Below are 19,259 nucleotides of genomic sequence, written 5' to 3' on the forward strand. Positions count from 1 at the left end.
TTCCTCTTCTAAATGGCGTTCATCACCTCGCTACTTGAACCGCCAGCATGCTGTCACAAAAATATCCCCTATTTTGTCATATTCGATGAGGGAGTGGCATAAATCGCTTTGCCATTTTCGAGCAAGAGAAAGTACAGGAGGGAGAATATCCATGAAAATATTCGTAGCAGGCGCAGGGGGTGTCATTGGGCGTTTCCTTGTGCCACAACTGGTGAAGGCAGGGCATGAGGTAATCGGCACCACCCGCAGCGAGCGAAACCGTGACGTGATTCGGGCAATGGGCGCAGAAGCGCTCCCCGTCGATGTGTTTAATCGGGAGGCGGTGTTTGCTGCACTTCGGCAGGTACAGCCGGATGTGGTTATGCATCAGCTAACTTCGCTGGGGGAAATGAATTTTGCGGAAAATGCGCGAATCCGTGTGGAAGGAACGCGTAATCTGGTCGATGCGGCAAAGGCGGTGGGCGTTGGGCGGATGATCGCGCAAAGCATCGCGTGGACGTATGAACCTGGGGATGGGCCGGCTGACGAGACGGTTCCGCTCGACGTGGATGCGCCGATGCCGCGCAAATCAACAGTGGATGCGGTTGCGGCACTTGAGCAGGCTGTAGCGGAAATCCCGCAGCATGTGATTTTGCGCTACGGCATGTTTTATGGTCCGGGGACTTGGTATGACCGTGGAGGCGTGATGGCGGAAAACGTCCGCGAGCAAAAACTGCCGGCCACCGATGGCATCACGTCTTTCCTGCACGTAGCGGACGCGGCACATGCGGCCGTGCTTGCGTTGGATTGGCCAACCGGCGTCGTCAACATCGTGGATGACGAGCCGGCCGCAGGAACAGACTGGCTCGCGGTGTATGCGGAGGCGCTGGGCGCGCCTGAGCCGATTCATCAGCCGGGCGCGAACCGGGGCGAACGGGGAGCCACCAATGCCAAAGCTCGCAACGAGTATGGCTGGAAGCCGCTTTATCCGACATGGCGATCAGGGTTTGGACTTAGCGAATAAACACAAAGAAAAAGGGCTCGAGAAATCGAGTCCCTTTTTGCAATTCTTCCCGTTTTATTGCTGCCCTTTTTTCACCCACTCCGCGACGGTAACCGTGCGCTTCGCCTGATGCTTCACCGCAGCTTCCGCATTTTCCGTAAAGGTTCCGTTTTGATCGACCGTCACGGAGGTGCCGTACGGATTGCCGCCTGCGCCGAAGGTGACGGGATCGGTGTAGCCGGGCGCAGCCACGATCGCGCCCCAATGGTACATGGTGGTGTAGAGGGACAGCAGTGTCGCTTCATGCCCGCCGTGCAGGTTGGAGGCCGAGGACATCGCGCTCACCACTTTGTTCGCGAGCTTGCCCTGGAACCACAAGCCGCCTGTCGTATCGAGGAATTGCTTCATCTGTGCCGGCATGTTGCCGAAACGGGTAGGCACGCTGAAAATGATCGCATCCGCCCACTCCAGATCGCTCAATGTGACGGTGGGAACATCCTGGGTTGCTTCCACGTGCGCTTTCCACGCCGGGTTGGAGGCGATGGCCGATTCCGGTGCAAGCTCAGGCACTTTCAACACTTTCACTTCTGCTCCGGCCGCTTCAGCGCCTTCTTTTGCCCAGTTGGCCAGCTTGTAGTTGGAACCGGTGGAGCTGTAATAAATAACCGCCAATTTCACATTCGACATCATTGATCTCTCCTTTATGGGTGGCTTTATTTATATACACGGAAGCAGGAGCGTTTCAGATCCTGATCCCGTATACGTGTACAACCGAGTCGTGTCCTTCATGGTTATGGTCGTTTCGGATACAGCGGGTAGCCGGGATCGGTCGGCACATCGATGATGGCGAGGGAGAGCGTTTGCCCGTTTTCCGGCGACAGCGTGATCGTATCATCCTGCATGCCCATCAGCACCACAAAATCTTTGTGCGAAAAGGAGGCAGTCTCACCGCCAGCCGTGCGCAGCGACCCGTCACCACGGTAGGCGAGGATGGCGATCGAGCGATTTGTCCCCACAGGCACGGTGAATGGCGAGCCGTCCGCGATGGTTACATCCCACATGCGCGCGTCGGCGACCAGCTTGATTGGCGCTTCCTCGCCAATGATGGTTTTGACCGTGGTGCCATCCTTTTGCCTGAGCGGGAACTGTTCGTGTTCATATTGATTGTAGGTCGGTTTGCGCTGCAGCGCCTCGCGGACATTTGGCTCGAACCAGATTTGGAAGATTTCCGCATCCGGACCAACGATCCGCTCGTTATGATAGACCCCGGAGCCAGCCTGGATCACCTGTGCGCCGCCCGCGCCGACCGTGCTGTCGGTGCCCAGCGAATCGCCGTGCAGCGCTTTGCCTTGGAGCACATAGGTCATGATTTCAAACGCTTGATGGGGATGGGAAGGAATGAAGCCTTCCTGCGGTGCTGTGCCCCACGCCCAGTAAAAGAGCGGGCCGATTCGCGTAACAGCAGACCCTTCGCCGGAAAAGCCGATCGGTTTTTGCTCGACGATCGCGCCGCCGTCGAATTCGCCGCTGCCTTGGTGTGTCGGTGGGAAAATATGAATGGTCATGGTGATCTCCTCCAAGAGAATTCGTTTGAATTCAGATAGTTTGAATTCGAGATATTCTGTTAAAAAAATTTTATCCTAAGGTAATCGGGTTTGGGCATGTTTCCCCAGCTTTTTCAGCAGATGGATCGCAGTCTCTTTCTCCTCTGGGGAAAGTGCTTCGACTGCCGTCTGAATGGCGCGGACATGCTCGGGAAAAATCTCATTCATCAGCTGGGTTCCTTTTTCGGTAATCGAGGCAAACGTGATGCGGCGATCTTCTTCGCACGTTTTCCGCTCCAAAAGTCCTTTTTGCTCCAGCTTGTCGACAACATAGGTGATGCTCCCGCTGGCGAGCAAAATTTTCCCGCCGATTTGCTGCAAGGGATGTGGGCCTTTATGATAAAGCAGCTCAAGCACGCCGAATTCGGTTGCGTTTAACCCGCTGCGGCGGATGTCTTGCTCGGAATGGGCCGAAACCGCACGATACGCGCGAGACAAAACAATGAACAAATCAAGCGACAAATCCTTTTCCATCTGGGCACCTCTCGCTGTGAAAAAAATATCTTGAATTCGAGATAATTATAAACATGGCTGTAACAGGAAGTCAAGGGAGAAACAGCGGCGGGCGAAGACGTGAAAAAGACAGTCTTCGTCCGCCGCTATGATTGGTTCCTGCGGTTTGTTACGCTTTCTGGGAGTGGCTGATGAGATCAGACAGGCTCGATGCCATACCGTTTAAGGCTTCCGAAGAATGTGCCAGTTCGTTTAGCGCTTGCAGCTGTTCGATGGAAGAGGCCGCGGCGCTTCGCGAATAGTCCGCCGATTGTTTTGCAATGGAAGAAGCTTCGGAGATAGAGGCTGCAACCTCCTCTGAACTCGCAGACATTTGTTCGGCTATGGCGGAGTTTTCTTGTAACTGCTCCGATATGCTGGTGATTGCGTCAGAGATTCGTTGGAAGGCGAATCCGGCAACCTGAACGACATGCAGGCCCGTATTGACATCCTGGTTGACATTTTCCATCGAGCCGACCGCGTTATGCGCTTCCCCCTGTATTTCCGAGATGAGGTGGGCGATCTGGTTTGCAGATGCACTGGATTGCTCGGCCAGCTTGCGCACTTCATCTGCTACAACCGCAAAGCCTCTGCCATGCTCCCCGGCCCTTGCCGCTTCGATAGCCGCGTTGAGTGCAAGCAGATTCGTTTGAGAAGCAATGCCTGTAATCACGTCGAGAATCTGTGAAATTTCAGAGGATCGTTCCCCTAACGTTTTCACAACCGTACTCGTTTTCATCACGGAGTTTTTGATCGATTCCATCTGATGGATTGCGGTTTGAATGGATTGGTTCCCTGTGCGGGCTTCCTGGGACGTTGTCGTTGTAACCTCTGCGATACTAGAAGTTGATTCCGCTATGCGCTGAATGCCGATGGCCATTTCGTTCATGGCCCGTGCGCTTTCCTCTGTTCCACGCAATTGACTTTCTGAGCCGCTAGCGACCTCTTCCGTTGTTTTTGTTACATGGTTCGCATTTTTGGTAATGGCTTGCAAATTTCTGGATAGCTGTTCTGACGTAACTTGCAGCTGTTGGATGGAGCTTTTGATGGCATCGTACGTCCCTTGTAACTGTTTATTTGTTAACGAGAACTTCTCTTTTTCCCGCTCAGACTTGTCCATCAGGTAGTTTCCGATTTTGGAAATGGCCCATAAGATAACCGTAACCTGGAATCCTACGCTGATGGAAACATTCATGTGCATGCTGTCAGCAGCGGGAAAGAAAAGCCCTGTTCCCAGTTGATGGCTCAATACATTGAAAAGCAAGATGAGGGTCCCGACCGTCCAGATCAATCGGCCGTTAAAGTAAAGCAACGTGGTGGCGAGAACAAAATAAAAGTTCTCATAGATGGAAGGAAGCATATTGCCAAAGAGGTAAGTCAGGAGAATGGTAAAAAAGATCCAGCCCAACAGCATAATGTACTTGTAGGCGAATTCTACCTTCTTGATGTTGAGCAAGATCGAACCGACCAAAAGAATAACGACGACAGCAGCGTCTACGACGTAGGTAACCGGATGGAAAAAGCCGATGGTAACCATCGTGTTCAGTATTCCCGTCAAAGAAACAATGTAGATGATCAATAAAAGCAGCTTGTTCTTTTGACGTTCTAACTCAAAATTGGAGAAAAAATGTCGTGTGATGTACTGAAGCATTTTGCCTACCCCCCAAAAAAATCAATCGACAAAAAATACCTTATTTCGCCATGTTACTTTATTTTTTTAAACAATTCAATTATTTTTCTGTAAAGTTTTCGTTATAGGGCTGGGGGCCAAACGTTTTACGAACAAGTGGTAGAAAACAGAAAAGAGGCAACCGATCATGCTGGCAGGCTGCCATCTTTTCCTTATGAGAACTCGCTGCATTTACATTTCTGTCGAACATGCAGCGGTTCGAGCATAGGGCAGAGTGATTTCAAGCGTTGTTCCTTTGTTCCATTCACTTTCGATATGGATGGTCCCGGAATGATTTTCAATGATTTTTTTACTAACCATAAACCCTAAACCCGTACCTTTTTCTTTCGTGGTATAAAATGGTTGACCTATTTTACTCAGTATTTCGGGCGGTATTCCCGTTCCGTCGTCAACAATACGAATCATGATGTCGTCTTCTCTTTGTTTGATTTGAATCGTGATCGTGCCACCTGAGGGCATGGCCTCGATGGCATTTTTGATGAAATTGATAAACACCTGTTTCATTTGATTCTCATCACACTGCAGCATGGCAATCCCCTGGTCAAACTCGGTAACGATTTCAACATTATTCAAGATGGCCTGAGAGTGCAAAAGCGTGGTGGTTTGCAGCATGATCTGCCGAATATCGTTTGGTTCCAGCTTGATGGTTTGGGGCTTGGCAAGAACGAGCAGTTCGCTAAGAATTTGTTCAATTCGTTCACATTCAGAAGACATGATCCGAAAATACTCTTCTTTGTCGCCAAAACCTGATGACATCAAATGAACGAACCCTTTTATGACGGTGATCGGATTTCTGATTTCATGCGCAATTCCTGCCGCCAACTGGCCTGCAACGGTTAATTTCTCGGAGTTTTGCAAGATCAATTGGGACTTCTTCCACTCGGTAATATCTCGCAAAATAACAGACCAGCCGTCCATAGTCCCGTCTGCATCATAAATGGGGAATTTGGAAATAGCCACATCCAGCATGACGCCATCTTTTCTGGAACGAACCGTCTCTTCCCCGAATATGGATGTTTCCTGATCGACAGTCAGTGCTTGCTGCCTGATCGCTGCCATTTCTTCAGGAGGAATAAATGGTAGATCATATAAATGGACGCCAAGAATCTCCTCTTTTGTCCAGCCAAACGTGGTTTCAAACGCTTGATTCGCGTGTACAACCCGCCGATCCAGATTCATGATCAAGATGCTGTCGACATTGTTTTCGATAAAAGATTCAAGCTGTTTTGTTTTGGCCTGCAAGGTTTCCTCTGCTTTTTTTCTCGCTGAAATATCGCGGCAAATTCCGGTCAAGCCGATCACGTTACCTGTGAGGTCAGTGATTGGGGAAAGCGTAGCGCTAACATGAAGGTGACTGCCGTCCTTGCGTTCGCGAATTGTCTCAAAGCCTACAAAAGAAGAACCTTTTTTAACGCTTTCATGGATGGCCTGCATGCTTTCTTTCAGGGAGTCGGGGATGATCGGCAGCTTTTTGCCGATGACGCTTTCGGCAGACCATCCGAACATCGACTCGAATGCAGGGTTTATTTCTATCACTTTATCATCCATATCAATGACCCAAATGGCATCGGCATTGTTGCGAACAAATGATTCGAGCCGTTCTTTCGTCTTCCGCAGTTCATCCTGCTCCAAATATCGCTCGGTAATATCCTTGGCGACTCCATATACACCGACCACCTCATGATTGATGACGATGGGCATATTGGTAACATCTACATAGACGATCGAGCCATTTTTATGTACAGCTTTCGCTTGGTATCGTTGTGTGGTGCCAGTTGCTGCTTTTTGATAATGCTTCATCGTTTTTTCCCGATCATCTTCTGAAACCAACGGCACGAACGATTGCTGGAGCAATTCTTCTCCACTGTAACCAAGCAGACGTTCCATGGCCGGATTGACAGTCAGATAATTGCCGTTCAAATCAAAGGAAAATACGGCATCCGGGTTCTGTTCAAAAAGCGACTTGTAGTGCTGCTCTTTTTGTGAATGCGCCGTTTTTTCATTTGTAACATCTTGAAAATACACGGTAAGCCCGGTTGTTGAAGGATACGCCCTTACGTCAAACCATTTTTTTAACGGAGGGGAAAATGCTTCAAATGCCACGGGTGCTTGTTCGCGCATCGCTCGATGATAATGGTCATAACACGCTGCATTTACAGCTTCGGGGAACTCTTCCCAAATATTTTTACCTAACAGCTCCTCCCGATTGCGAAAAAGCAAACGAGTTGCTTCGAAATTTACGTACGTAAAGCACCATTTTTCATCTACAGCAAAGAATCCATCTGTAATTCTGTCTAAAATCTCATAACCGTTGCAGACGTGAAGATTCATAGGTCTCCTCGCTTTGCTTTTTTATTCAGTCGAATTCCACTTCCGTATAACCTTATTAAAAACACAATGAAATAACTATTTCAAAATTAGGACAATAAATACCTTCTATTGTCCCGATTGAAACCATATTTTTGCATGTCGCGCGATGACGAAAAGCGCTTTTTCACATCCCCGGACACGGCAAACCCGGATTGTCGACAACCAGCGAATCTTGTACAATATCTGTTGAATCCAAGGCGAGGAGGGAAAAACGAATAAGCAGGTCAGAGGAAACCAGGCAAGAGGGATGAGGTGGCTTGTTATGAAAAAAATCGGGATTTTGAACAGCGACATTTCGAGCGTGATCAGCCAGCTGGGGCATACGGACAAAATCGTCATCTGCGACAGCGGACTGCCGATACCGGACCATGTGAAACGCATCGATCTCGCACTGACAAAAGGTATTCCGTCCTTCATGGACACGCTTGCGGCTGTTTTGCTCGAGATGCAGGTGGAGCACGCGATCATTGCAAGCGAGATGGAGGAAAAAAGCCCGGGGCTGAAGCAACAGGTTGAACAGCTGCTGGCGGAAACCACCATCACGCAAGTATCCCACGAGGCGTTCAAGCAGTTGACGAAAGAAGCGAAGGCAATCATTCGTACAGGCGAGTTTACGCCGTATGCCAATGTTATTTTGCAGGCAGGCGTTGTTTTTTAGGCGAAAAGCGGTTCGAGGCGTGCCTGGGCAGGCTGTGCGTGTTGGAGTGAAACGTTTTATTATTCGGTAAAGAGTTTTGAATAGAAAGAAAAATTAGAAACCGGATATTGAATTGGAAGCGGTTTCGGCGTATACTGTGATCAATGAAACGTTTTACTGCGTAAAAAACACTCGTAACGGACCAAATTTTCGACCGGAGAATTATTTTTTGGCTTTTCAATGAAACGTTTCATTATGAGGTGAGAGATGACACCTACCATTAAAGATGTGGCAACAGCAGCAGGGGTATCGATCGGGACCGTTTCCAAGGTGATCAACAACTCGGGTTTTGTCAGCGACAAGATCAGGGAACGGGTGCTGCTCGCGATATCGCTTTTAAATTACAAGCCGAATGCGCTCGCACGCAGCTTGAAGCAGGCAAAAACGCGGATGATCGGGATGACGATCGAGGACATCTCCAATCCCTATATGATGAAAATCATGAAATCGGTGGAAGATGTGGCGAATGAAATGGACTACAGCGTCATTTTTTGCTCGCACAACAACAATCCCGAGCAGGAAAAAAAGGCGCTCCAATGGCTGATTGAGCAGCGGGTCGACGGGATCGTCATGGTCCCGACCGGCAGGAATCTGGACGAGCTGAATTTGCCCCAAACGATTCCGGTGATGCTGGTGGACCGGAAAGTGGAAAATACCCGGTTTGACACGGTCGTCCACGAAAACCGCAATACATCCATCACTTTGGTTCAGCATTTGTATTTCCACGGCTATCGCGAACTGCTTTATGTGCATGGCGCTCTCAGCCATTCGGCGGAGGTCGAGCGTTATCAAGGCATCGTCAAGGCGATTGAGCTGCTTGGACTCGATCCGCTCAAGCAGTCATTTGTGGAAGTCGACGCCAACCGCGACGACATAAGCCAGACGGTGCGCGCGTATCTGGAGGCAGCGGGATTGCCCGATGGCATTTATGCGACCAACGAGAAGGCGCTGGCCGGCACGGTGAAAGCGCTGTGGGATATGAATGTCAGCGTGCCTGATGATGTCGGCGTAGTCGGCTTCGGCGATATTGACACCTACGGCATTTTGCGGCCGAGCTTTACCGTGGCGAAGGAAGACCCCCATGAAGTGGGGAAAATCGCGGCGGAGATTTTGTTCGAGCGTCTGGAAAACGGCAAGCAGCAGCTTCAGCCGAAAGAGTTTCTGGTTACACCGAAACTGAGCATCGGAACTTCTTGCGGTACGCACTCTCGTTGAGAGGCGGCCGCAGAAGTTTATCTTTTATCCTTTCAGTGAAACGTTTCATTTTGGAATTGGCAACGCTTACTCGAACATACGGCACTCATGGGGAGGTGAAAAGGGCACGCCTGGCAGCAGTTGCAATCGTCTGGAAAATGCTTTTGGAACGAGAAAAACAGGGGGGAACAAAATGAAAAAAATCGCAGGAACCATGTTGGCAATGGCACTGTTCGCATCGCTTGCCGCTTGCGGCTCGAACCAAGGGGCAGGAAACACGGGCAGCACGCCAGCGAATACTTCCGGCACGGCCGCACCGGAGGCGAAATCGGACGGCAAGTTGAAAATCGGGATGTCCAACTCGGTGCTGAGCATCGACTTCTTCGTGGCGCTCAAGCAAGGTGTGGAACAGGGAGCAGCGAAGAACGGGTTCGAGCTGATCAACACCAATGCGAACGGAGACGCTGCCAAGCAAGTGGCCGACATCGAGGACATGATTCAAAAAGGGGTGCAGGCGATCATCGTCAATCCGCAGGACGTCGATGCGATCGTGCCCGCAGTGGAAAAAGCCAACCAGGCGAACATCCCGGTGATCGCGCTCGACCGCGGCGCTTCGGCCGGCAAGCTGCTCTCGTTTTTGGAGACGGACAATGTCGAGATGGGGCGGAAGGCAGCGGACTACATCGCAGAAAAGCTGAAAGAAAAATACGGCGACTACAAAGGAAATGTCGTCGAACTGCAAGGTCTGCTCGGAACGACGGCAGCGCGTGACCGGGGCAAAGGCTTTAACGCCCAGATTGAAGGGAAATATCCGAATATTAAAATAATCGCGCGCCAAGCGGCTGATTTTAACCAGGAAAAAGCGCTCAACGTGATGACGAACATCATGCAGGCCAATCCGCAAATCGATGCGGTCTTCGGCCATAACGACGACAATACCGTCGGCGCGGCCAATGCGATCGACCAGGCGGGACGCTTCAAGCCGATCGGCGATAAAGACCATATCGTCATCATCGGGATCGACGGGACGCGCCAAGCGGTTCAGGCGATCAAGGATGGCCGCATCGACGGGACGATTTCGCAGGTGCCGATCGAGATGGGCGAGATGGCAGTCGATTATGTGAAACAGGCGCTGCTCGACAAGAAACAGGTGGAGGAGCACACCTTCACGCGCAACTTCCTGGTGACGAAAGATAACGTGGACAAAGAAAAACTGTGGGCGTCCGAGCTGAAGGGCAACTGATCGGCTGACAGGCGCGGGAAAGGAAGGCGCCGTCTGGTCAGCAGGCGGTTCCCTTTCCCAAACAAGACGCGGAGGGATCGAGAGGATGACCAACACGGCGTTGCTTACGATGACGGGCATCTCCAAGTCATTTCCTGGTGTAAAGGCGTTAGATAACGTGCACATGACCGCTCACGCCGGGGAAGTCGTCGGGCTGCTCGGTGAAAACGGAGCGGGCAAATCGACGCTGATGAAGATTTTGAGCGGTATTTACACGCCGGACGCAGGCGACATCCGTCTGGAAGGCGAGCCGATCACGCTGCGGGGGCCCAGGCATTCGCAAAGCGTCGGCATCAGCATCATCCATCAGGAATTGAATTTGCTGCCGCATTTGACGGTGGCGGAAAATATCTACATTCAAAATTTGCCGACCAAAGGGATGTCATTTGATAAAAAAAAGCTGTATCAAGATACGCAGCGTTTGCTCGATGAGCTTGGCTTCGAGATTGATCCGAAAAGTCTGGTCGGCGATTTGTCGGTCGGGACGCAGCAGATGGTAGAGATCGCCAAGGCGCTGTCTTTTCAGGCCAAGGTCATTATCATGGATGAACCCACCTCTGCGATTACCGAACAGGAGACGGCGAAGCTGTTTGAGATCATTCGCTCGCTGCGGGACAAAGGAATCGCGATCATTTACATATCGCACCGGATGGAAGAAATCTATGCGATTTGCGACCGGGTCGTCGTCTTGCGGGATGGCTGCAATGCAGGCGATGGGCTTGCCCGCGAGCTAATGCCGGAGCAGATCGTCAAGATGCTGGTCGGTCGGGAGCTGACGCAAATTTTTCCGGAGCGCAGCGTCACGCCAGGCGAGGATGTCGTGCTGGAGGTCAAGCGGCTCAGCCGCAAAGGTGCGTTTTCCGATATTTCCTTCCGGCTGCACAAAGGCGAAATTCTCGGGTTTTCCGGGATGATGGGGTCGGGGCGAACCGAGCTGATGGAGGCGATTTTCGGGTTTGCGCCGGCGACTGGCGGGGAGATTTGGATCGATGGGGCATTGACCAGGATTCGTTCGACGCGCGATACGATTTCGCGAGGCTTCGCATTAGTGCCGGAGGACCGCAGGCATCAAGGGATGATCGGCAATTTTTCCGTCGCGCAAAACATTTCGCTTACGACGCTGAAAAAAATCGCGGGCCTTTTCCAAAAGATCAATGGCAAAAAAGAGCGTGAGATCGCGGAGCGCTACATCGACGAGCTGCGCATCCGGCCGGCGAACGGAAATGCCGTCATGGCGAATTTGAGCGGGGGCAATCAGCAAAAGGCGATTCTTGCCAAATGGCTGGAAACGAAGCCCGCGATCCTCATTTTGGACGAACCGACGCGCGGCATCGATATCGGGGCGAAAGCGGAGATTTATCAAATCATTCAGGAGCTGTCGCGCCAGGGGACTTCGATCATCGTGATTTCCTCGGAATTGCCGGAGGTGATCGGGCTTGCCGACAGAATCCTGGTGATGGCGGATGGCCGGATCACGGGAGCGTTCTCGCGTGAAGAAGCGACGCCGGAGCGCATCATGCTGTGCGCGACAAAGGGGGGAGTCGTATGAGTGAACAGGATGTCATCGTGAAGGAATCCGCGGTGGAGCCATTGAAAACGACTGGTAAACAAGGACAGGCCGATGTGCGGACGAACCACTTCCTGTCGATCTTGTTAAAAAATAAAGTATTGATTGCGCTGTTGCTGCTGTCGCTGTTTTTTTCCGTATCGTCGGAGCAATTCCTCCGGGTGGACAATATTCTCAACATTTTTCTGCAGAGCGCGATCATGGGGATTGTCGCGATCGGGATGACCTATGTGATCATCACCGCCGGGATCGATTTGGGCGTCGGCTCGGTCGTCGCAGTCTCCGGCATGTTTATCGCCGGACTGGTTAACGCCGGGGTGCCGTTTGTCATCGCGATGCTGGCAGGCTTGCTCATTGGGCTGGCCAGCGGGCTCATCAACGGTTTTTTCATTACCCGTTTCAATATGGCGCCGTTCATCGTGACGCTGGGCATGATGGCGGCAGCGCGCTCGATTACGCTGGTCTATTCGGATGCGCAGACGATTTCCGTGTACAAGGACCCGGTTTTGCAATATTTGCGGATGGGCGACATCGCCGGTATTCCGGTGCTGATCGTAATCACGGTGATCATGTTTTTCCTCGCGCATTATGTGCTGTCCGGCACCGTGTTCGGCCGCCACGTCTACGCCATCGGCAGCAACAAGAAGGCGGCGGAGCTGTCCGGGATTCATGTCAAACGGGTTGAGCTGGTGGTCTATCTGATCGCCGGGACGCTGGCTGGGCTGGGCGGTCTGATGATGACGGCGAGGCTGGGGTCAGGCACTCCGCTTGCCGGCGTCAATCTTGAGCTGATGGCGATCGCTGCGGTCGTCATCGGCGGCACCAGCTTGTCCGGCGGGAAAGGAACGATTTTCGGCACGTTGGTCGGGGTGCTCTTGATCAATGTGCTGAATACGGGGATGAACCTGATTAACATTTCATCCAACTATCAGGGGCTGATCATGGGCGGCGTCATCTTGCTGGCAGCCTTGATCGACAGCGTGAGCAATCGGAAAGCCAAAAAATAAAAGCGACGTGGAGGTCATACAATGAGCCAGGATAAAGCGAAAATGAAAAAATTTATCAATGATCCGGAAAAAGTCGTCGATGATATGCTCGAAGGACTGCTGCTCGCCCACTCCGATCAATTGAAGAGCGTGCGCAAAGACAACCGCGCACTGGCACGCATCGATGCGCCGGTAAAAGGCAAGGTGGCGATTGCGACAGGCGGCGGCTCCGGGCATCTGCCGCTGTTCCTTGGCTATGTCGGCAAGGGCATGCTGGACGGCGTGGCGGTCGGCGACATTTTTGCCTCGCCAAGCTCGCAGCAAATGCTCGATGTCACCCGTGCGATCAACGGCGGTGCCGGGGTGTTGTACATTTACGGAAATTACGGCGGGGACGTCATGAACTTTGATATGGCAGCGGAGCTTGCCGATCTGGAGGATATTCGCGTGGAAACGGTGGTCGCCACCGATGACGTCGCCTCCATGCCGAAAGGGCACGAGCACCAGCGGCGCGGTGTCGCCGGGATGTTTTACTTGTACAAAACCGCGTCGGCCAAAGCGGAATTGGGAGGCAGTCTGGAGGAAGTCAAGCGCATTGCCGAGCTGGCCAATGCCAATGTCCGCACGATGGGCGTCGCCCTCACGCCGTGCATTTTGCCAGCGGTCGGCCGTCCGACGTTTACCATCGGCGACGGTGAAATGGAGATCGGCATGGGGATTCATGGCGAGCCGGGCATCCAGCGCGGAACGATTGAAACGGCTGACGAGGTGGCTACGTCACTGGTGACGGCGATCCTGGCCGATCTGCCGGTCGAGGAGGGGCAGGACGTGTCCGTTTTGATCAACGGGCTGGGCGCGACGCCGCTTGAAGAGCTGTACATCGTCTATCGTGCGGTGCATCGCCAGCTTGCGGAAAAAGGCATCCGCATCTACAGCCGCTATATCGGCGAGTTCGCGACATCGCTGGAAATGACGGGGCTGTCCGTGTCGATCCTGCGCCTCGACGACGAGCTGCGCCGTCTGCTTGATGTCCCGTTCCAAACGCCGTTTTACACCCAAAACTGATAGGTCTACCTAGTTCTACGCAAAGGTGGAGAGAGAGGTCAACTCCCCCCCACTTAGGCTAACGCCTTGAAGTGGGGGCTTGTAACTACCCGATAGTTCGAGCGTCTGACGACTCCTATCTTTTATCACTCATGCGAGCGTGGTGTTACCATAGGCAGGTTGACAGCTGCCCAACTACACAAGTCATGCTTGTGTAGTCACTCCAACGATGTACTCAATTCCTTTTCGTTGGAGATTCATAGCGCCAATGCGGTCGTCATTTGATCGATACCCGCACGTTTTACAGCAGAAGGTATGTTTTTTCTTATCGCGGTTGTCCTTCTCCGTGTGTCCGCATTTCGGGCATGTTTGAGAAGTATAGCTTGGGTCAACCGCAATAACCTTGGAACCAGATCGTTGTGTTTTATATTCCATCATCTTACGTAATTGGTAAAATGCCCAAGAGACCGTTTCATAGCGATCTTTGATTTTCACACGTTCGGTGGCTTGGCGAACACCTGTTAAGTCTTCTACCACAAAGAGGGTATTTGCTCCATATCGTTCAACGAGTGCCTTTGATACCTGATGGTTCACATCCGTCATCCAACGGTTTTCTCGTTGCCCGATTCGCTTCAACTTTCTGCGAGCAGAAGCTGTACCTACTTGTTGCAGTTGTTTGCGCATATGCTTGTAGTTCGAACGCTTATCCTTGATGGGTCTTCCTGTAAAAAACAATGATTTCCCTTGAGAGTCGTAGCTGACCGCAACAAAGTTGATGCCCATGTCTATACCGACAACTTGGTTGATGGTATGTTCGGAAGTCTCTTGCATCTCTTTTGTCATGGGGATATGCAAAAATAACTTGCCATATTTATTTACAAGTTTTGCCGTACCAAAAGACCAAGAACCGTCAAAGTATTGCTCCATTCCTTTTATTTCGAATGGTACCTTCACACGACCTTGAAGCGTGTTAATCGAGAATAGCCCTTGCGTGAGAGAATAATCTCGATTCCACACAAGATCGTATTCAGGGTTCCTAAAATGTACTTTTGTCCAGTCATGACCGTTGTTTTTTAGGGACTGGTAGCGAGCAATTACCGTTTTCATAACCGATTGTGCCATTTGAGAGCGTAAAAGATAGACGGAACGCAACCGTTCATAGGTCATTTTGTGTAATTTCGCTTGTGCTACCTGCTTTATTTCGAACACAAGAGAAGATACGTAATTGCAGCCAGTACGGTAAGCATCAAGTGTTTGTTTCAGTAATTCAATCTGTTCAGATGTTGGATTGATCTTGATTTTCGCTGTCATTGTCATTTTCATGTATTGTCACCTCGCTTTCACTAAGAAAAGCATACCATGCCAATTAGTGAGAATCTATCTAAGAAAGGAGTAGCAGGAGAAAAATTCGGACAACTGAACAGGCAAAAGCCTGTCCTTGTCCGAAGCGCATTTCTCCCCCACCTATAGAGGTAGGGGTCTCCTGCGCTAATACCGATGAAACATTCACTGACGATCGAGGATATTCGCAAGATTTTGCAAGAGATCAGCAAGCTGATGGATGAACAGAAAGATTACCTTTGCCAGCTGGACGGCGCGTTGGGCGATGGAGACATCGGGCTGACGATGTCGAAAGGCTTCCGCGCCATCACGGAAAATTTGCCCAATATTCCCGACGATAACATCGGAGTCGTGCTGATGCGCAGCGCATTGGTCATGGGCGAAACCGTCGCCTCCACGATGGGGACGCTGATGGCCTCCGCCCTGATCCGCGGCGGCAAGGTCACCCAAGGCAAGAGCGAGCTTGCGGTGGAAGACCTTTACAACATGACAAGCGCGATGGTGCAAGCGCTGGTCGAGCGCGGCAAAGCAAAGGTCGGCGACAAAACGATCCTCGATTCCATCGTTCCCGCGATGGAGGCGATCGAAGCGGCGCATAAAGAAGGCAAAACGCTGAAGGAAGCCATCGACGCCGCCTACGCCGCAGCAGAAGACGGCGTCAAGCGCACGATCGACATGCAGTCCCGCCACGGCCGCGCAGGCCGCTACCTGGAACGCTCCATCGGCCACCAAGACCCCGGCGCAACCGTAGGCGCCCTCTTCTTCAAAGGCTTCGCGAACTACATGAACTCACTCTCAGCGTAAAGAAAAGGGAGGGGAAGCCCTCCCTTTTCTTTTAAATTTTTAATTAATAAGGCTTTCATCCACGCTGGCCTCCACCGCAGCGAGGGATTTTCGGAAAAAAAGAGGCGCAAAAGCCTTTGCCATGCCTACCAGGCGCGCGCAAAAAAATGGAAACGCTTTGCGCCACATATCATCCTCGAGATACACCCGCCGCGCAGCGTGTGGCTTTGGGGCGCAGGTTCCATTTTTTTGCGCGCGCCGGTCACCCCGCCCCCCAGCAGGCATGGCAAAAGCGTCCGCGCCACTTTTTTTCCGAAAATCCCCTCACCTCCACAAATGAACGAACGGAGCTGACCGCAAATGATGAAACAACTCCTCCTAGACTTCGTAGGCGTGACGGAAGCCGCCGCCCTCGCCTCTGTCCCCTGGATCGGCCGAGGCAAAAAACTCGAAGCCGACGGCGATGCGACGGCAGCGATGCGGCGCAAACTGAACCAAATGCAGATGGACGCCGTTATCGTCATCGGTGAAGGCGAGCTGGACGAAGCGCCGATGCTGCACATCGGCGAGCGCGTGGGAGCTGGAAACGGACCGGCGCTTGATATCGCAGTCGATCCTTTGGAAGGCACCAATCTGGTCATGAAAGGACAAGGCAATTCCATCGCCGTCATCGCCGCCGCTCCAAGGGGCTGCCTGCTGCATGCCCCTGACATGTACATGGAAAAACTGGCGGTAGGACCTAAGGCGGCGGGGAAGATCGACATTACCGCTCCGCTGCTCGATAATCTGCACGCTGTCGCCAAAGCAAACGGAAAGCGCATCGACGAGTTGACGGTGATGGTGCAGGAGCGGGAGCGCCACGCCCAAATCATCCAGACGATCCAGCAGGCAGGCGCGCGCGTGCAGCTGTTCGGCGACGGCGACGTGAGCTATACGGTCGCAACCGCCATCGAACACACGGGCATCGATATGCTGGTCGGCATCGGTGGAGCCCCGGAAGCGGTCGTCTCCGCCGCAGCGCTCCATTCTCTCGGGGGCGAAATCCAGGGCAGACTTTTGCCCAGCAACCAGGAAGAATACGACCGATGCCTCAAGATGGGTATCGCCGACCCGCTGAAACCGCTGCGCCAGCACGATTTCATCCGCTCCCACGAGTGCCTCTTCGCTGCAACCGGCATCACAGACGGCCTGCTGCTCCAAGGCGTAAGGCTCTACGAGCAAAACAAACAAATCACTCACTCCTTAGTAACCTACAAATCGGACACACCTTTGCATTTTATCGAGTCGGTTCATGAACAAAGGCTGACGGGGTGATTATTTTGACCGATGAGGCAAGAGGGAATTGAATAAGAATACCTGATGAAAAATGGAAAATCGGCGTACAATCCCTCCAATGTCCCTCACGGCAAACATTGAAGGGATTTTTTTGCATTCCATCCAGTGAATCCGCCCTCAAAACCCATTAATCATGACATGGTTTCAGTACCCAAGCAGCCGAAGGATTTTTGAAAGAAAGTGGAACGGAAGCCTTGGCAATGCCCGCCAGTCACCCCGACCCCCAGCAGGCATTGTCAGAGCTTCCGTGGAACTTTCTTTCAAAAATCCCGCCCGACCACTACAGCCAACCAAAAAACAGGAAGGATGCCCACTACCACCTGTAGAACTCAACAACGTGCGAATTTTTTGAAGCAGCGAACCGAGCTATAACTCAAGGAGGCATTCCAATGAACCTAGTAGAAGAGCTGGCCAAACTCCTGACCCCCGGGCAGGTGACAGCCAACCAAACCATGCGCGAACAGCACGGCCGGGACGAATCCTATCACGCGATGAAGCTGCCGGATGCGGTCGTGTTCCCCGAGTCTGCCGTAGATGTCCAGAAAGTTCTTACTTTTGCAAACGAACACGACATCGCCGTCGTGCCGTTTGGCTTGGGGACAAGTCTGGAAGGGCATGTGATTCCGGAAAAAGGCGGCATCTCGCTCGATTTTCAGCGGATGAACCGGATTCTGGAGATTCGCCCCGCCGATTTTTTGGTGCGGGTTGAGCCGGGCGTGACTCGCTCGCAGCTGAACAAAGAATTGAAGCAGCACGGCCTGTTTTTCACGGTTGATCCGGGCGCAGACGCGACATTGGGCGGAATGGCTGCAACCAATGCGAGCGGAACGACTGCCGTCCGCTATGGCGTCATGCGCGATCAGGTGCGCGATTTGACCGTGGTGCTGCCGGATGGCCGCATCATGAAAACCGGAGGACTCGCAGCCAAATCGTCGTCAGGCTACCATTTGACCGGCATGTTCGTCGGCTCGGAGGGAACGCTTGGCGCGATCACGGAGCTGACCTTGCGCGTGTACGGCATTCCCGAGCATGTGATGGCGGCGCGGGTCACCTTTGGCAGCGTGAAGGATGCTGTCGATACGGCGTACGATATTTTGGCCGCCAACGTGCCGATCGCCCGCGTGGAGCTGGTGGATGCTGAATCAATTGAACGGATGAATCGCCACAGCCAGACGTCTTATGAAGAGGCGCCAACCCTGTTCCTGGAGTTCCACGGAAACGAGGCCGGGCTGAATGCCGATATTGCCTTTGTCCAAGAGCTGGCGGAAGGGCACGATTGCAAAAGCTTCCAGTTCGAAACCGACTCCAAGGCGCGGGCACAGCTGTGGGAAGCGCGCCATCAGCTCGCCTATGCCTTCAAGCACGCGTCGCCGGGCAAGCATATGATTCTGACCGATGTCTGCGTTCCGCTGTCCGAATTGACCGATGCGGTTCTGCATGCCCGCAGCCAGATGGATCGGCTGGAGCTGTTCGGCGGCGTCCTCGGCCATATCGGCGACGGGAACTTCCATACGATCATCATGATCGATACCAATGATCCGGACGAGGTAGCGCGGGCGGAAGCATTCAACGCCTTGACCGTCGAACATGCGCTGGAGCGCGGCGGCACGTGCACAGGCGAGCACGGCGTCGGAAAAGGCAAGGTCAAATACCAGCGCAAGGAGCACGGCGCAAGCTACGACTTGATGCACCAGATCAAGCAGCTTTTGGACCCGCGCGGCATCATGAATCCGGGCACGATTTTTCCGGTTGAATAACGGTGCAGTGCGGATACGCAAAAAGGACGAACGGAGAACTTGGCCGCTCGTTCTTTTTCTTCTGGTTGCTTTAGCTCCGGGGCATGAGCTGCTCCCCCTGAAACGGGAAATGTCTTTCGAAACATTATGAGTGCT

At 52.6% G+C, this 19,259-nt stretch carries 16 protein-coding genes; 10 read left to right on the forward strand and 6 right to left on the reverse strand.

Features of this window, described 5'->3' with window-relative positions; all coding sequences use genetic code 11:
* Nucleotides 1-151: 151 nt before the first annotated feature.
* Complete coding sequence (locus tag ACTID9_RS06130) at nt 152-1,003, forward strand: NAD-dependent epimerase/dehydratase family protein (RefSeq protein WP_441070356.1); 852 nt, start codon at nt 152-154, stop codon at nt 1,001-1,003.
* A gap of 54 nt (nt 1,004-1,057) precedes the next feature.
* Here ACTID9_RS06130 and wrbA read toward each other — a convergent pair whose 3' ends face one another.
* From wrbA to ACTID9_RS06155, 5 genes are all read right to left on the reverse strand, one after another.
* Nucleotides 1,058-1,669, reverse strand: coding sequence for an NAD(P)H:quinone oxidoreductase (gene wrbA, locus ACTID9_RS06135; protein WP_441072439.1), 612 nt, complete (start codon nt 1,667-1,669; stop codon nt 1,058-1,060).
* Nucleotides 1,670-1,773: 104 nt separating this feature from the next.
* Nucleotides 1,774-2,547, reverse strand: a complete 774-nt coding sequence (locus ACTID9_RS06140) for a pirin family protein (protein ID WP_441070357.1) — start codon at nt 2,545-2,547, stop codon at nt 1,774-1,776.
* Between the two features lie 75 nt (nt 2,548-2,622).
* A complete protein-coding gene (locus tag ACTID9_RS06145) occupies nt 2,623-3,060 on the reverse strand; it encodes a MarR family winged helix-turn-helix transcriptional regulator (protein ID WP_441070358.1) in 438 nt (145 codons plus the stop codon).
* A 148-nt stretch (nt 3,061-3,208) separates the two neighbouring features.
* Nucleotides 3,209-4,729, reverse strand: a complete 1,521-nt coding sequence (locus ACTID9_RS06150) for a DUF4077 domain-containing protein (RefSeq protein WP_441070359.1) — start codon at nt 4,727-4,729, stop codon at nt 3,209-3,211.
* A 210-nt stretch (nt 4,730-4,939) separates the two neighbouring features.
* Nucleotides 4,940-7,099 carry a PAS domain S-box protein gene (locus tag ACTID9_RS06155; protein WP_441070360.1) on the reverse strand — a complete coding sequence of 720 codons (2,160 nt, stop codon included), beginning with the start codon at nt 7,097-7,099 and terminating at the stop codon, nt 4,940-4,942.
* A 301-nt stretch (nt 7,100-7,400) separates the two neighbouring features.
* On the opposite strand from ACTID9_RS06155, the gene rbsD reads away from it, so the two are divergent.
* The 6 genes from rbsD (at nt 7,401) to ACTID9_RS06185 (ending at nt 13,929) form a co-directional block, all read left to right on the forward strand.
* Nucleotides 7,401-7,796 carry a D-ribose pyranase gene (rbsD, locus tag ACTID9_RS06160; RefSeq protein ID WP_441070361.1) on the forward strand — a complete coding sequence of 132 codons (396 nt, stop codon included), beginning with the start codon at nt 7,401-7,403 and terminating at the stop codon, nt 7,794-7,796.
* Between the two features lie 246 nt (nt 7,797-8,042).
* A complete protein-coding gene (locus ACTID9_RS06165; RefSeq protein WP_441070362.1) occupies nt 8,043-9,050 on the forward strand; it encodes a LacI family DNA-binding transcriptional regulator in 1,008 nt (335 codons plus the stop codon).
* Between the two features lie 172 nt (nt 9,051-9,222).
* Nucleotides 9,223-10,272 (forward strand): sugar ABC transporter substrate-binding protein, encoded by a 1,050-nt coding sequence (locus ACTID9_RS06170; RefSeq protein WP_441070363.1) that lies wholly within the window; start codon nt 9,223-9,225, stop codon nt 10,270-10,272.
* 85 nt (nt 10,273-10,357) lie between these two features.
* Entirely contained in the window at nt 10,358-11,860 is a 1,503-nt protein-coding gene (locus ACTID9_RS06175) for a sugar ABC transporter ATP-binding protein (protein ID WP_441070364.1), read from the forward strand.
* Nucleotides 11,857-12,885 carry an ABC transporter permease gene (locus ACTID9_RS06180; RefSeq protein ID WP_441070365.1) on the forward strand — a complete coding sequence of 343 codons (1,029 nt, stop codon included), beginning with the start codon at nt 11,857-11,859 and terminating at the stop codon, nt 12,883-12,885. Before ACTID9_RS06175 ends, ACTID9_RS06180 begins: the two co-directional genes overlap by 4 nt.
* Nucleotides 12,886-12,906: 21 nt before the next feature.
* Nucleotides 12,907-13,929 carry a dihydroxyacetone kinase subunit DhaK gene (locus tag ACTID9_RS06185; protein WP_441070366.1) on the forward strand — a complete coding sequence of 341 codons (1,023 nt, stop codon included), beginning with the start codon at nt 12,907-12,909 and terminating at the stop codon, nt 13,927-13,929.
* Between the two features lie 183 nt (nt 13,930-14,112).
* On the opposite strand, the gene ACTID9_RS06190 is transcribed toward ACTID9_RS06185, so the two are convergent.
* A complete protein-coding gene (locus ACTID9_RS06190) occupies nt 14,113-15,231 on the reverse strand; it encodes an RNA-guided endonuclease InsQ/TnpB family protein (RefSeq protein ID WP_441070367.1) in 1,119 nt (372 codons plus the stop codon).
* 174 nt (nt 15,232-15,405) lie between these two features.
* Between ACTID9_RS06190 and dhaL the strand changes: the two genes are divergently transcribed.
* The 3 genes from dhaL to ACTID9_RS06205 all read left to right on the forward strand — a co-directional run bounded on the left by dhaL (nt 15,406) and on the right by ACTID9_RS06205 (nt 19,124).
* Nucleotides 15,406-16,053 (forward strand): dihydroxyacetone kinase subunit DhaL, encoded by a 648-nt coding sequence (gene dhaL, locus ACTID9_RS06195; RefSeq protein ID WP_441070368.1) that lies wholly within the window; start codon nt 15,406-15,408, stop codon nt 16,051-16,053.
* A 339-nt stretch (nt 16,054-16,392) separates the two neighbouring features.
* Entirely contained in the window at nt 16,393-17,346 is a 954-nt protein-coding gene (gene glpX / locus ACTID9_RS06200) for a class II fructose-bisphosphatase (protein ID WP_441070369.1), read from the forward strand.
* Nucleotides 17,347-17,756: 410 nt separating this feature from the next.
* Entirely contained in the window at nt 17,757-19,124 is a 1,368-nt protein-coding gene (locus tag ACTID9_RS06205; protein ID WP_441070370.1) for an FAD-binding oxidoreductase, read from the forward strand.
* Nucleotides 19,125-19,259: the final 135 nt, after the last annotated feature.

Origin of the sequence: Brevibacillus fluminis (genome assembly GCF_052072235.1) — a bacterium.
In the GTDB taxonomy this organism is placed as follows: Bacteria; Bacillota; Bacilli; order Brevibacillales; family Brevibacillaceae; genus Brevibacillus_D; species Brevibacillus_D fluminis_A.